Origin of the sequence: Nocardioides flavescens (assembly GCF_009823805.1) — a bacterium.
Lineage (GTDB): Bacteria > Actinomycetota > Actinomycetes > Propionibacteriales > Nocardioidaceae > Nocardioides > Nocardioides flavescens.
Window position 1 is genome coordinate 141,872 of sequence record NZ_WUEK01000004.1, and the last position, 14,034, is coordinate 155,905.

At 72.3% G+C, this 14,034-nt stretch carries 11 protein-coding genes; 8 read left to right on the forward strand and 3 right to left on the reverse strand.

Going from position 1 to position 14,034, the window contains the following annotated elements:
* Window positions 1-75 precede the first annotated feature (75 nt).
* Complete coding sequence (gene pcrA, locus GRQ65_RS07740) at window positions 76-2,532, forward strand: DNA helicase PcrA (protein ID WP_160876898.1); 2,457 nt, start codon at window positions 76-78, stop codon at window positions 2,530-2,532.
* A gap of 18 nt (window positions 2,533-2,550) precedes the next feature.
* On the opposite strand, the gene GRQ65_RS07745 is transcribed toward pcrA, so the two are convergent.
* Complete coding sequence (locus GRQ65_RS07745; protein ID WP_160876900.1) at window positions 2,551-2,880, reverse strand: antibiotic biosynthesis monooxygenase; 330 nt, start codon at window positions 2,878-2,880, stop codon at window positions 2,551-2,553.
* A 225-nt stretch (window positions 2,881-3,105) separates the two neighbouring features.
* Window positions 3,106-4,152, reverse strand: a complete 1,047-nt coding sequence (locus GRQ65_RS07750; RefSeq protein ID WP_160876902.1) for a M23 family metallopeptidase — start codon at window positions 4,150-4,152, stop codon at window positions 3,106-3,108.
* 482 nt (window positions 4,153-4,634) lie between these two features.
* Here GRQ65_RS07750 and sucC point away from each other — a divergent pair, with 482 nt between their 5' ends.
* Window positions 4,635-5,798, forward strand: coding sequence for an ADP-forming succinate--CoA ligase subunit beta (sucC, locus tag GRQ65_RS07755; RefSeq protein ID WP_160876904.1), 1,164 nt, complete (start codon window positions 4,635-4,637; stop codon window positions 5,796-5,798).
* Between the two features lie 29 nt (window positions 5,799-5,827).
* Entirely contained in the window at window positions 5,828-6,721 is an 894-nt protein-coding gene (gene sucD / locus GRQ65_RS07760; RefSeq protein WP_160876906.1) for a succinate--CoA ligase subunit alpha, read from the forward strand.
* 177 nt (window positions 6,722-6,898) lie between these two features.
* Here the strand turns inward: sucD and GRQ65_RS07765 are convergent, their stop codons facing one another.
* Window positions 6,899-8,821 (reverse strand): SigE family RNA polymerase sigma factor, encoded by a 1,923-nt coding sequence (locus tag GRQ65_RS07765; RefSeq protein WP_160876908.1) that lies wholly within the window; start codon window positions 8,819-8,821, stop codon window positions 6,899-6,901.
* Window positions 8,822-8,956: 135 nt separating this feature from the next.
* Between GRQ65_RS07765 and GRQ65_RS07770 the strand changes: the two genes are divergently transcribed.
* From GRQ65_RS07770 to GRQ65_RS23915, 5 genes are all read left to right on the forward strand, one after another.
* Window positions 8,957-10,327, forward strand: coding sequence for a cell division protein PerM (locus tag GRQ65_RS07770; RefSeq protein ID WP_202387782.1), 1,371 nt, complete (start codon window positions 8,957-8,959; stop codon window positions 10,325-10,327).
* A 21-nt stretch (window positions 10,328-10,348) separates the two neighbouring features.
* Complete coding sequence (purN, locus tag GRQ65_RS07775; protein WP_160876910.1) at window positions 10,349-10,978, forward strand: phosphoribosylglycinamide formyltransferase; 630 nt, start codon at window positions 10,349-10,351, stop codon at window positions 10,976-10,978.
* Window positions 10,971-12,560 carry a bifunctional phosphoribosylaminoimidazolecarboxamide formyltransferase/IMP cyclohydrolase gene (gene purH, locus GRQ65_RS07780; RefSeq protein ID WP_160876912.1) on the forward strand — a complete coding sequence of 530 codons (1,590 nt, stop codon included), beginning with the start codon at window positions 10,971-10,973 and terminating at the stop codon, window positions 12,558-12,560. Before purN ends, purH begins: the two co-directional genes overlap by 8 nt.
* A 67-nt stretch (window positions 12,561-12,627) precedes the next feature.
* Window positions 12,628-13,473, forward strand: a complete 846-nt coding sequence (locus GRQ65_RS07785) for a bifunctional methylenetetrahydrofolate dehydrogenase/methenyltetrahydrofolate cyclohydrolase (protein ID WP_160876914.1) — start codon at window positions 12,628-12,630, stop codon at window positions 13,471-13,473.
* Window positions 13,474-13,478: 5 nt separating this feature from the next.
* Window positions 13,479-13,886, forward strand: a complete 408-nt coding sequence (locus GRQ65_RS23915) for a DUF3017 domain-containing protein (protein ID WP_337191558.1) — start codon at window positions 13,479-13,481, stop codon at window positions 13,884-13,886.
* Window positions 13,887-14,034 lie beyond the last annotated feature (148 nt).

Genomic DNA, 14,034 nt, shown 5'->3' on the forward strand with positions numbered 1-14,034 from the left:
GGCGAGGTACTCCCCTCTGCATCGATTCTAGTGGGGGCGTTCAAGGGGGGTGGTCGGACGTAGGCTGGGGCCACGATGACGAACTCTGCGGTCGACGCCTCCCTGCCCGGCTTCGAGCACCTCACCGAGCGTGGTGCGGGCGCCCCGACCACCGCGAAGCGGCCCCAGGGGCCGACGCGCGAGGAGCTGCTCGACGGCCTCAACGAGCCGCAGCGGGCGGCCGTCGTGCACGAGGGCGCACCGCTGCTCGTCGTCGCCGGCGCTGGCTCCGGCAAGACCCGGGTGCTGACGCGACGCATCGCCTGGCTGATCCAGGAGCGCAAGGCCCACCCCGGCTCGATCCTGGCCATCACCTTCACCAACAAGGCCGCGGCGGAGATGAAGGAGCGCGTCGAGGACCTCGTCGGTCGCCGGGCCCGGATCATGTGGGTCTCGACGTTCCACTCCGCCTGCGTGCGCATCCTGCGCAAGGAGATAGACAAACTGGGCTACAAGTCGTCGTTCTCCATCTACGACGCCGCCGACCAGAAGCGTCTGATGGCCAGCGTGGTCAAGGAGCTCGACCTCGACCCGAAGAAGTTCCAGCCCGGCTCGCTGCTGCACTGGGTCTCGGACCACAAGAACGAGCTGCGCGACGCCGAGGCCGCGACCGCGATGGCGAAGAACAAGCTCGAGGAGACCTACGCCGCGGCGTACCGGATCTACGAGAAGCGGCTCGGGCAGGCCAACGCGCTCGACTTCGACGACCTGATCATGCTGACCGTCCACCTGTTCCAGCAGTTCCCGGACGTGCGCGAGGTCTACCGCCGCCGGTTCCGGCACGTGCTGGTCGACGAGTACCAGGACACCAACCACGCGCAGTACGCCCTCATCGCCGAGCTGTGCGCGCCCCGCATCGAGGAGGCGCCCACGTCGGGCGGCGAGCGGGTCGAGCCGGCCGAGCTGATGGTCGTCGGCGACGCCGACCAGTCGATCTACGCCTTCCGCGGCGCCAACATCCGCAACATCCTCGACTTCGAGCAGGACTTCCCCGACGCGACGTCGATCCTGCTGGAGCAGAACTACCGCTCCACTCAGACCATCCTCACCGCGGCCAACGCCGTCATCGGTCACAACAAGGGCCGCAAGGAGAAGCGGCTGTGGTCCGACGCCGGCGACGGCGAGCGGATCGTCGGCTACGTCGCCGACGACGAGCACGACGAGGCGCGCTTCGTCAGCGACGAGATCGACAAGCTCGTCGACGCCGGCCACAAGGCCGCCGACGTCGCCGTCTTCTACCGCACCAACGCCCAGTCGCGCGTGTTCGAGGAGGTGTTCATCCGCACCGGGCAGCCCTACAAGGTCGTCGGCGGCGTGCGGTTCTACGAGCGCCGCGAGATCCGCGACGCCTTGGCCTACCTCCGCCTGCTCGTCAACGCCGACGACGTCGTCTCGCTGCAGCGCATCCTCAACGTGCCCAAGCGCGGCATCGGCGACCGGGCCGTGGCCCTCGTGACGGCGTACGCCGCGGGCCAGGGCACGACGTTCTGGGAGGGGCTGCGCAGCGCCGGGTCCGTGCCCGAGCTCGCGACCCGCTCGCTCACCGCGATCCGCGGCTTCGTCGCGATGATCGAGGAGCTGCAGTCGATGGTCGCGGCGGGGGAGCGGCCCGACGTGGTGCTCGAGACGGTGCTGGAGCGCTCGGGCTACCTGAAGTCCCTCGAGGAGTCGGACGACCCCCAGGACGAGACCCGTCAGGAGAACCTCGGTGAGCTCGTCGCCGTCGCCCGCGAGTTCGCCGACGATCCGGTGGCCGGGCCCTCGGCCGACCCCACCGACGTCGACGCCGGCGTGCTGACGCCCGGGCTCGCGGACTTCCTCGAGCGGGTCTCGCTCGTCGCCGACACCGACCAGATCCCCGACGACGGCGACGGCGTGGTCACCCTGATGACGCTGCACACGGCCAAGGGGCTGGAGTTCCCCGTCGTCTTCCTCACCGGCCTGGAGGACGGCGTCTTCCCGCACTCGCGCTCTCTAGGCGACCAGCCGGAGCTCGAGGAGGAACGCCGCCTCGCCTACGTCGGCCTCACCCGCGCTCGCGAACGTCTCTACATCTCCCGCGCCGTCGTCCGCTCCGCCTGGGGCGCGCCGGCCCACAACCCGGGCTCGCGCTTCCTCGATGAACTGCCCGTCGACCTCGTCGACTGGCGCCGCACCGAGGCCGCCCAGGCGGTCTGGCAGCGCGACGACCTGTCCTCGTCGTACGGTCGCGGCTCGCGCGGCGGCGACAGCTGGGGCTCGGGGACCCCGACCGACCGGGGCCGGCGCAACTTCAGCTCCGCTGCGGCCCGCGCCGACGCGGCGTCGAAGGCCAAGCCCGCCCGCGCGATCCCCAGCCTCGACCCGGGCGACCGGGTCCTGCACGACAGCTTCGGCATGGGCACCGTCGTCGCCCTCGAGGGGGCCGGCGAGAAGCAGGTCGCCTCGATCGACTTCGGCTCCGAGGGCGTCAAGCGGCTGCTGCTGCGCTACGCGCCGGTGGAGAAGCTGTAGGTCAGCTCCGGTCGTCGTTCAGGACGGCTGGGAGCCACCGGCGATCTCGTAGTTCCAGACCTCGCTGTGGGTCGACACCGGCTTGGGGGCCTCGCCGCCGGCGCGCTCCGCGGCGGAGCGGTGACCCTCGCTGAAGCCGGCCGAGTCGAGCCAGCCCTGGAAGGCGTCCTCGTCGCGCCACCGCGTCACGACCAGCCACTGGTCGCGACCGTCGGTCGGCTTGAGCAGCTCGAACCCCTCGAACCCGTCCGCGCCGTCCACGGCACCGGCGCGGGCCGCGAAGCGGTGGGCGAGCTCGTCACCGGAGTCGGCCGGCACGGTGATGGCGTTGATCTTGATGACGGTCACGGTCTCCAGCGTGCCAGGCGCACCGAAGGCTGTTCGGAGCCGACGTCGGGTCGTGGGCCCACGATTCGCGAGGCGGGATCGGGAGCAGGTCGCCGTGGGTCTCAGTGACCGAAGGCGTCGACGAGGACGGTGACGAGAGTGATGAGCCCACCGACGCCGAACACCACGATCAGCAGGATCGCGGGCAGCGTCAGCAGGCGCTCGGTCTCGCGGTCCACGGCGGGATCAGTCTCGGAAGAGACCGTGCTCCTGCATCGCGGCATAGGGGTCGACCGGGTCGCCGCCGCCGGGGCGGACCTCGACGTGGAGGTGGCTGCCGGTGACGTGGCCGGTGGCGCCGACGAGACCGATGACCTCGCCGGAGCGGACGGTGTCGCCGACCGAGACCATGAAGGCCGACTGGTGGCAGTACCAGATCTCCGTGCCGTCCTCGAGCTGCACGACGGTCTTGTTGCCGTAGGAGCCGTCGTAGCTCGCCGAGATCACGGTGCCGTTGGCGATGGCGTGGATCTGGTCACCGGTGTTGCCGTTGAAGTCGAGGCCGGTGTGGTAGCTGGCCCAGAGGCCGTACTGGCCGAAGCGCGCGGTGAGGACGACCGGCTCGAGCGGGTAGGTCCAGAGGTTCTGCGCGATCACCTTGGACTGCTTGTCCGCGGCGCCGTCGATCTCGGTGAGGGCGGCGTCGCGCTGGGCGGCGAGACCCTCCGCCGCTGCCTTCTGCTGCTGGTCGCCGGTGTTCGTCGCCGCGGTCCGGTCGCTGGAGCGGGTCACGGCGGCGCCCCGGTCACCGACGGTGACGGTCGCGCTCGAGCCGTTGAGGGCGGTGGCGGCGTGGGCGGCGCTGGGACCGCTCTCGCCGTGGGCGGCGACGACCTCGGGTCCGCCGGCCTTGACCGCGCCGCCGGCCGACACGGCGAGGGCCGCGACGCCGAGCAGCACCGGAGCGGAGGGGAGGCGGCGCAGGAACGTCGTGGTGCGGACCTTCGGCGTGCGCTGGGCGCTGCGCTTCGCCGCGCGCCGCTTGCCGCCCTGCACGACCGGGGTCGCAGTCGTCGCAGTCGGCACGGCGGTGTCCGGGCGCAGCATCGGCAGCTGAGCGGTGGGCTCGTGCGCGAAGGAGGTGGTCTGGTCGACCGGCTCGAGGTCGCGGAGCACCTGCTCGATCACACCCGCGTCGAGCTGGGTCTCACCCCTTGCGGTGGTGTGCGCGGGCGCGGCGGCGGGCACCGGTGCCATGGCAGCAGCGCGCCGCTTGCCGACGTACGGCGTCATCGCGGTCTCGAGAGGACGCGAGTCGACGGGGACAGCAGCGACGCGGCGACCTGCGGGACGCACCTCGGTGGCGACCGGTCCAGGGGTCGTCGGGCCAGCCTCGGTGAGGTGAGGCTCAGCTCGATATCCGGGCACGGGTCAAGGTCTCCCAGTGGGCCGACGACAGAGGCAGCGCTGTGCAGCGCGGAGGTTTCAGATCCAGCAGCGGCGACGACACTAACCCACCCGTCCCGGCCTCCGAAATCGCTGTCAACCGGATTGTGGACAGGTGTCGGGGCATCCCTGGCGCGGTGCGGGGGCGGATCCGCATCGGATCCGCATCTGATCCGCACGGGGACGCGGGTGTCGGTGCCGGGTGGTGTTCTGGGTCACGAAGACGACCCGAGCGTGGTCGGTGGCGCAGCGGCGGGTCTATGGTGCCGAAGGCGGCACCTTCGGCTGTCGTCGCACGTTTCCGACGTTCTCGACAAGGAAGTTCCCTCGTGGACCTGATGGAGTACCAGGCGAAGGAACTCTTCGCCAAGCACGGCGTCACCACCACCCTCGGCAAGGTCGTCACCACCCCGGAGGAGGCGCGCAGCGCCGCCGAGGAGTACGGCTTCTGCGTCGTCAAGGCGCAGGTCAAGGCCGGCGGCCGCGGCAAGGCCGGTGGTGTGAAGCTCGCCAAGACCCCCGACGAGGCGTTCGAGCACGCCAGCAACATCCTCGGCATGGAGATCAAGGGCCTCACCGTCAACCGGGTGCTCGTCACCCCGGCGACGCCGCCCCAGGAGGAGTACTACTTCTCCTTCCTGCTCGACCGCTCCAACCGCCAGTACCTCTGCATCGCCAGCGTCGAGGGCGGCGTCGAGATCGAGGAGGTCGCCAAGACCAACCCCGACGCGGTCAAGCAGATCGCCATCGACCCGGGTGCCGGCGTCGACGAGGCCAAGGCCCGCGAGATCGCCACCGAGGCGAAGTTCCCCGAGGCCGTCTTCGAGCAGGCCGTCACGATGATCCAGGCGCTCTACACGGTCTTCGTGGAGGAGGACGCCACCCTCGTCGAGGTCAACCCGCTCGCGCGGCTCGAGGGCGACAAGCTCGAGGCCCTCGACGGCAAGGTGTCGCTCGACGACAACGCCTCCGAGGTGCGCCACCACGAGCACGAGGCGTTCGAGATCTCGGAGGAGACCGACCCCCTCGAGGCCAAGGCCAAGGCCAAGGGCCTCAACTACGTCAAGCTCGACGGCGAGGTCGGCATCATCGGCAACGGCGCGGGTCTGGTCATGTCGACCCTCGACGTCGTCGCGTACGCCGGTGAGGCCCACGGCGGCGTCAAGCCCGCCAACTTCCTGGACATCGGCGGCGGCGCCAACGCCGAGGTGATGGCCAACGGCCTCGACGTGATCCTCGGCGACGAGCAGGTCAAGTCCGTGTTCGTCAACGTCTTCGGCGGCATCACCGCCTGCGACGAGGTCGCCAACGGCATCAAGGGCGCGCTGGAGATCCTGGGCGACCAGGCCACCAAGCCGCTGGTCGTCCGCCTGGACGGCAACAACGTCGACAAGGGTCGCGCGATCCTGGACGAGCTCAACCACCCGCTGGTCACCCAGGTCGCGACCATGGACGGCGCGGCCGACAAGGCCGCCGAGCTGGCCAACGGCTGACCCGGGACGACGAGGAGAACGAGAAGAGCATGTCGATCTACCTGAACAAGGACTCCAAGATCATCGTCCAGGGCATCACGGGCGGGATGGGCTCCAAGCACACCACCCTGATGCTCGACGCGGGGTCGAACATCGTCGGCGGCGTCAACGCGCGCAAGGCCGGCACGACCGTCGAGCTCGGCGGCCAGGAGCTCGCCGTCTACGGCACCGTGAAGGAGGCGATGGCCGAGACCGGTGCCGACGTCTCCGTGGTGTTCGTGCCGCCGGCGTTCACCAAGGACGCCTGCATCGAGGCCATCGACGCCGGCATCGGCCTGCTGGTGGTCATCACCGAGGGTGTGCCGGTCCAGGACACCGCCGAGGTGTGGTCCTACCTGCAGAGCGACGCCAACACCGGCGGCACCCGGATGATCGGGCCCAACTGCCCGGGCATCATCACGCCGGGCGAGTCGCTGGCCGGCATCACCCCGCACACCATCGCGGGCACGGGTCCCATCGGCCTGGTCTCGAAGTCGGGCACGCTGACCTACCAGATGATGTACGAGCTGAAGGACTTCGGCTTCTCGACCGCCATCGGCATCGGCGGCGATCCGATCGTCGGCACGACGCACATCGACGCCCTCGCGGCGTTCGAGGCCGACCCGGCCACCGAGGCGATCGTGATGATCGGCGAGATCGGCGGCGACGCCGAGGAGCGCGCTGCGGCGTACATCAAGGACCACGTGACCAAGCCGGTCGTCGGCTACGTCGCGGGGTTCACCGCTCCCGAGGGCAAGACGATGGGCCACGCCGGCGCCATCGTGTCCGGCTCCTCGGGCACCGCGGCCGCGAAGAAGGAGGCCCTCGAGGCCGTCGGCGTGAAGGTCGGCAAGACGCCGTCCGAGACCGCCGCCCTCATGCGGGAGATCCTCCAGTCGCGCTGACCTGAGCCCGACGCACCACCGCTCCACCACGACGCCCCGGCCGCACCTGCGGTCGGGGCGTCGTCGCGTCCGGAGGGGGACGGAATCCCAGCATCTGCTGGGATCCCTGACGTTCTGGGGTGTTGCAACACCCCAGAACGTTGGCGACACCAGCAGATGCTGGGGTTCCGCCGTGGCTCAGGAGGCGGGGGCGGTCGCGGCCTGGGCGGCGGCGGTGAGCTGGCCGAGGCGCTGCTGGGCGCGCTCGGCGAGGGCCTGGAACGCCGTGGTGCCGATGCCGGTGTCGCCGGTGGGCACGAAGGTCAGCTGGGCGACGGCGTTGCCCTCGCGGATGACGGCCATCAGGTAGCGCACCGAGCGGCGGTCGGAGACCTCGACGGTCAGGCGCCACACGGTCAGGTCGCGGGGGCCGCTGGCCTGGGTGCTCAGCTGCTCGACGTCGGTGCCGAGGTCCTGGTCGGCGCAGGCGCCGAGCTTGTCGCGGATGCCGTCGACGAAGGCCTGGGCCTGCGGGCGCGGCAGTGCGCCGACGGTCTCGGTGAGCCCGAACTCCGGCGGCAGGTCGGTCGCGGCCGGGATGACGAAGCTGCGGGTGCGGGCCTTGGTGAACTCCGGGCCCGCGAACGACGTCTGGTCGCAGCGGGTCGCGGCGACGTTCTCGCGGGCCTTGACGGGGTCGGTGCCGACCCAGGGCTGGTCGATCCCGGGCACGGGGGGCAGGTCGGCCTCGATGAGCAGCGACGGGTGGCGCCCGACGGGCGCGGGGGAGGCGTCGCTGACCTGGGGCGCGGCCTCGCAGCCGCCGTGGTCGGGCAGGGTGCACAGCCCCGTGACGGCGTTGGCGAGCAGGGTGGCGCTGGGGGCGAGGTCGGGCTCGCTGCCTGCCTTGTCGACGCCGGTGCGGGTGTCGACGACCGTGGTGGTGAGCGCCCCGGTGCGCGCGAGCCCGACGACCTGGGTGGTGACCGGGTCGGACCAGTTGCGCAGCACCAGCATCGTCGCCTCGTCGCCGACCCCGCGCACGCGGTGGGTGGAGAGCAGCTGCACGCGCGGGGTGGTGCACCCGGCGTACCACGACAGCGCGGTGTCGTACGCCGACTCGGCGGCCGTGACGTCCGCGGAGGCCTCGGCCATCTGGCCGGCGGTCACCGGACCCACCTTGGGCAGCGTGCCGGTGAAGGTGCGCAGCAGGGCGCCGATGCCCCGGCTGTCGGCGTACCTCGCGCCTTGGCACTGGAAGGCCAGCCCGTCGCCGTCGGTGTTGCCGGTGGTCTCGCCCTGGACCCACTGGGCGGGCCGGGCCGCCTCCAGCTGCGCCGAGGTCAGCAGCGCCGCCTCGGTCAGCGGATCGGGCGGGGGAGTGGTCGGGGTGCTGCTGGGCCGGGCCGCAGACGTCTCGCCGTGGAGGATCCCCTTGTCGGCGAGCGCAGGGCGGACGCCGGCCCCGTCGCTCACCAGGGAGCCGGAGACGACGAGCGCGGCCACCGCTACCGCGGCTCCCGCCGTCGTGTGGAGCCGACGCCGGGCGGAGCCGGCTCGCATCAGGATCGAGGGCCGCGGCCAGCGCACCGAGGTCAGCGTCGGGGCGAGGGCGTCGAGGGTGGGGCGCACGGACGTCGAGGCGACCTCCCGCTGGACGGCGAACTGCGCCGTCGCGGACTGCAGCTCGCGCTCCGCGGCGGGGCGGGTGATGCCGACCTCGCGGGCCATCTGGTCCATGGGCAGCGACGTGAGGTGGGTCAGCAGCAGCACCCTGCGCTGAGTGGTGGTGAGCTTGCCCAGCGCGTCGAGCGTGGCGCGCACGTCCGGGTCGATGCCCTTGGCGCGCGCCCACCAGCGCGTGCTGCTGCGGCGCTGGGCTCGGGCCCAGGCGAGGGGGCGGACGTAGTCCTCGGGATGGTCCAGCCGGGCGACCTTGCGCCAGTGGTGCCAGGCGACGACGAGGGAGTCGCGCACGGCGCGCTCGGCGGCGTGCAGGTCGCCGGTGAGTGCGTAGGTCTGCAGCAGCAGGCGGTCGCGCACGTCCTTGTAGAACGCCTCGAAGGCCTCGGGACTGCTCGCGGACCCACGCGCGTCCGAGCGTCGTGAGAAGCGGGTCATGGCCGCACCACGGTATCGACCGAGCCTGAGAAGACCCGACTCGGCGAGTGCCCGGGTGTGTGCCCGGGTGAGGTCGCGGCGCGGCTCGGCGTGGGAGCGACGATCGACCGGGGGCGGCGCTCAAGATGGATCGCGATGACCACGCTGCTGCCACCGACCGCCCGCCCCTCGGCGGACGAGCTGCGCCGCGACCTGCGTCACCGTCGCCCGCTCGTCCTGCTCGCGACGCTCGCCGGCGCGACCGCCGCCGCGAGCACCCTGCTCGTGTGCCTGGCGCTCGGCGTGCTCGGCTGGTTCCTCTCCGACGCCGGTGCCCACGGCACACCGCGCGACGGACTGCGCGTCGGGGCCCTCGGCTGGCTGCTCGGCCAGGGCTCCGGGGTGGAGGTGCAGGGCACGCTCGTCACTGCCGTCCCCCTCGGGATCACGCTCGCCTGCGCGTGGGTGGTGGCGCGCCTGGCCCACCGCCTCGGCGACGCGGTCTCGGGCCACGGTCCCGACGCCGAGCGCATCGCCGACGGCGAGCGTGACTGGACCGTGCCGGCGGCCTCGCTGTTCTTCGCGGCGGCGTACGCCGCGGTCGCGCTGCTCACGGTGACCCTGGCCGCGACGGCGACGACCCGCCCCGACGAGTCGCGGGTCGTGATCTGGTCGCTGGCGCTGTGCCTGCTCGTCGGCGCGCCGTACGTCGCGATCGGCTCGGGTCGGGCGGCCATCTGGACCGCGACCCTGCCGGCCTCCGTCGTCGCCACCGCCGCCGCCTGCCGTCGCGTGCTGCGGCTGTGGGTGCTGGCGGCGCTCGTCGCGCTCGTGGTCGCCTTCGCCGTCGACTACGACACCGCGCTCAACCTGCTCTCCCAGCTCGACGCCGGCACCACCGCGACCGTCATGATGAGCGCCGTCTCGCTGCTGGTCGTGCCCAACGCCGCCGTCTTCTCCGGCTCCTACCTGCTCGGGCCGGGGTTCGCCGTCGGCACCGGCACGGTCGTCTCGCCGGGCGTCGTCACCCTCGGGGCGCTGCCGGTCTTCCCCTTGCTCGCGGCGCTGCCCGACAACGGCCCCGTGCCGTCGTGGACACCGGCGCTGATGGGTGTGCCGGTGCTCGTCGCCGCCCTCGGCGCCGCCCGCGCCCAGCGCGACCACCCGGCGTACCGCTGGGAGGAGGGGGCGCTGCACGGCTGCGGCGGCGGGATGCTCGCCGGGCTGGTCTTCGGCCTGCTCGCCACCCTGGCCGGCGGCGCCGTCGGTCCCGGCCGGATGAGCCAGGTCGCGCCGTTCGCCGGCTCGGTGCTGCTGCACGGCATCGTCGCCTTCGGCATCGGTGGCCTCCTCGGTGGTCTCGTCGCCACCTGGTGGCAGCGCCGCCGGCTCGAGCCCGCGGACGTGGAGGACGACGTGGAGGTCGAGGAGGTCGAGGACGAGCCTGCGACGGCGCCGGAGCCGACCGCGTCGCTCGATGTCGAGGAGACCCAGCCCGCGCTGCCCCGGGTCCCGGAGAAGCCCTAGTCCGCCCTAGACTCCTGCTCCGTGCCAGTCCCCGCCACCGAGTCCGCCCCCGCGCGGCTGGTGGTACTGGTCTCCGGGGCCGGCACCAACCTCCAGGCCCTGCTCGACGCCTGCCAGGACCCGGCGTACGGCGCCCGCGTCGTGGCCGTCGGAGCCGACCGCGACGCGATCGCAGGGCTGCAGCGGGCCGAGGACGCCGGGGTGCCGACGTTCGTGCACCGGGTGAAGGACTACGCCTCCCGCGAGGAGTGGGACCGCGCGCTGGCCGCCTCGGTGGCCGAGCACGAGCCCGACCTGGTCGTCTCGGCGGGGTTCATGAAGCTGCTCGGACCGGCCTTCCTCGCGGCGTTCCCCGGTCGGGTCGTCAACACCCACCCGGCGCTGAGCCCGTCGTTCCCCGGCATGCACGGCCCCGCCGACGCGCTCGCCCACGGGGTCAAGGTCACCGGCTGCACGCTCTTCTTCGTCGACGAGGGCGTCGACACGGGCCCGATCGCCGCGCAGGCCGCGGTGGCGGTGGAGGACGACGACGACGTCGAGACCCTCCACGAACGGATCAAGGTCGCCGAGCGGCAGATGCTCGTCGACACCGTGGGGCGGCTCGCCCGCTCCGGCTACACCATCGAGGACAGGAAGGTCCGTCTTGGCTGACCGCATCGAGATCCGGCGCGCGCTGGTCTCCGTCTACGACAAGACCGGGCTCGAGGAGCTCGTCACCGCGCTCCACGAGGCCGGCGTCGAGCTCGTCTCGACCGGAGGGTCGGCGGCGCTCATCGCCGGGCTCGGGCTGCCCGTCACCAAGGTCGAGGACCTGACCGGGTTCCCGGAGTGCCTCGACGGCCGGGTCAAGACCCTGCACCCCAAGGTGCACGCGGGCATCCTGGCCGACCGCCGCCTCGACTCCCACGTCGCGCAGCTCGAGGAGCTCGGCGTCGAGCCGTTCGACCTCGTGGTCTCCAACCTCTACCCCTTCACCCAGACCGTGGCCTCCGGCGCCGGTCCCGACGAGTGCGTCGAGCAGATCGACATCGGCGGGCCCTCGATGGTCCGGGCCGCGGCCAAGAACCACCCCTCGGTCGCGATCGTCACCTCGCCCGCGTCGTACGCCGACGTCGTGGCCGCGCTCGGCGAGGGCGGCTTCACGCTGGCGCAGCGCCAGCGGCTCGCCGCGGAGGCGTTCGTGCACACCGCGACCTACGACGTCGCCGTCGCCTCCTGGATGGGCAACGTGCTGACCGACACCTCCGAGGGGACCGGCTTCCCGGCCTGGGCCGGGGCGACCTGGGACAAGGCGGCAGCGCTCCGCTACGGCGAGAACCCCCACCAGCCCGCCGCGCTCTACCGCTCCGGTCACGGTCCCGCCGGGCTCGCCGGCGCCGAGCAGCTGCACGGCAAGGAGATGTCCTACAACAACTACGTCGACACCGACGCGGCCCGCCGCGCGGCGTACGACTTCGACGAGCCGGCCGTCGCGATCATCAAGCACGCCAACCCGTGCGGCATCGCCGTCGGCGCTGACGTCGCCGAGGCCTACACCCGGGCCAATGCCAGCGACCCCACCTCGGCCTTCGGCGGCGTCATCGCGGTCAACCGCCCGGTCTCGGTCGCCATGGCCGAGTCCATGCGCGGGACCTTCACCGAGGTGATCGTCGCCCCGGCGTACGACGACGGCGCGGTCGAGGTGCTGCAGGCTCTGCCACGAGGGGGGAAGAACATCCGAATCCTGGTCTGCGAGGACCTCGAGCGCGGTGGCGTCGAGACCCGGCCGGTCTCGGGCGGGCTGCTGATGCAGGTGCGCGACTCGTTCCAGGCCGAGGGCGACGACCCGTCCGGCTGGACGCTCGCCACCGGCGAGGCCGCCTCCGACGAGGTGCTCGCGGACCTCGCGTTCGCGTGGCGGGCCTGCCGCTCGGCGAAGTCCAACGCGATCCTGCTCGCCAAGGGCGGCGCTGCGGTCGGGATCGGCATGGGTCAGGTCAACCGGGTGGACTCCTGCCGCCTCGCCGTCGAGCGCGCCAACACCCTCGCCGAGGGCGAGGAGCGTGCGCGTGGCGCCGTCGCGGCCTCGGATGCGTTCTTCCCCTTCGAGGACGGTCCGCAGGTGCTCATCGACGCGGGCGTCACCGCGATCGTCCAGCCCGGTGGCTCGGTGCGCGACGAGCTGACGATCGAGGCCTGCAAGGCCGCCGGGGTGACGATGTACTTCACCGGCACCCGGCACTTCTTCCACTAGCGAGGACGCGCCAGCGGACGCCGGCGCGCTTCTTCCACGACGTACGACGACAGACGAGGATGAGCCGATGACCGCCCAGACGCTCGACGGCACCGCGACGCTCAAGACCATCAAGGCTGAGCTCGCGGAGCGGGTCTCCGCCCTCAAGGCCCGGGGGGTCACCCCGGGCCTCGGCACGGTGCTGGTGGGCGACGACCCCGGCTCGCACTGGTACGTCGGCGCCAAGCACAAGGACTGCGCCGAGATCGGGATCGAGTCGATCCGCCGCGACCTGCCGGCCGGCTCGACGCAGGCCGAGGTCGAGGCGGTCATCGACGAGCTCAACGCCGACCCGGCCTGCACGGGGTTCCTGGTGCAGCAGCCGACGGGCCTCGACGAGTTCGCGCTCCTCTCGCGCGTCGACCCCGACAAGGACGTCGACGGTCTGCACCCGGTCTCGCTCGGACGCCTCGTCCTCGGTGCGGTGGGCTCGCTGCCCTGCACCCCGGTCGGGTGCCTCGAGCTGCTGCGCCGCCACGGGGTCGAGCTGAACGGCGCGGAGGTCGTCGTCGTCGGCCGCGGCCTCACCGTCGGTCGCCCGCTCGGGCTGCTCCTCACCCGCCGCAGCGAGAACTCCACCGCGATCCTGTGCCACACCGGCACCCGCGACCTCGCCGCCCACACCCGCACCGCCGACGTCGTCGTCGCCGCCGCCGGCGTGCCCGGCATCATCACCGGCGACATGGTCAAGCCGGGCGCGGCCGTGCTCGACGTCGGGGTCTCGCGCGTGGACGGCAAGATCGCGGGCGATGTCGCCGACGACGTCTGGGACGTGGCCGGCTGGGTCTCGCCCAACCCCGGCGGGGTCGGGCCGATGACGCGCGCCATGCTGCTCTCCAACGTCGTCACGATGGCCGAACGGTCGCTGGGCTGAGCCTCGTGCCCGACCAGCCCGCCGAGCGCTCACCGGACGCGGAGCCTGCTCCCGAGCCGGCGCCGGAGCCGGCCCCGGTGCCGTCCCCGGACGAGATCGCCGAGGAGCTGGCCGAGGTCTCACCGCTCGAGGAGGAGCGTCGCTACCCCTCGACCATCGGCGGCGCGTTCTACCTCGCGATCCTGGCCCTGGCCGCCGTCGGCATCGGGTTCGTCTGGAGCGGCGACTGGCGCCTCGGCGTACGCCTGCTCGCCAGCGGACTCTGCGCCGCCTCGGCCCTGCGCCTGGTCCTGCCCTCCCGCGACGCCGGCATGCTCGCCGTGCGCCACCGTCTGACCGACTGCCTCATCCTCGCCGGCATGGGCGCCGCCCTGTTCTTCCTCGTCCAGACGATCCCCGACCAGACGCCCTGACGCGGTCGGGCGCTGCGGGTGGCGTTGCCAGTTTCACCGGGTACCCGGTGAAACTGGTGCTGACCCGACGAAACTTCGTGCGGGCAGCGTGAGTTCCGGCAGGAAAGTCCGCGCCCACAGGGCCGGGAAGAGTTCACAGCTGAGGCAG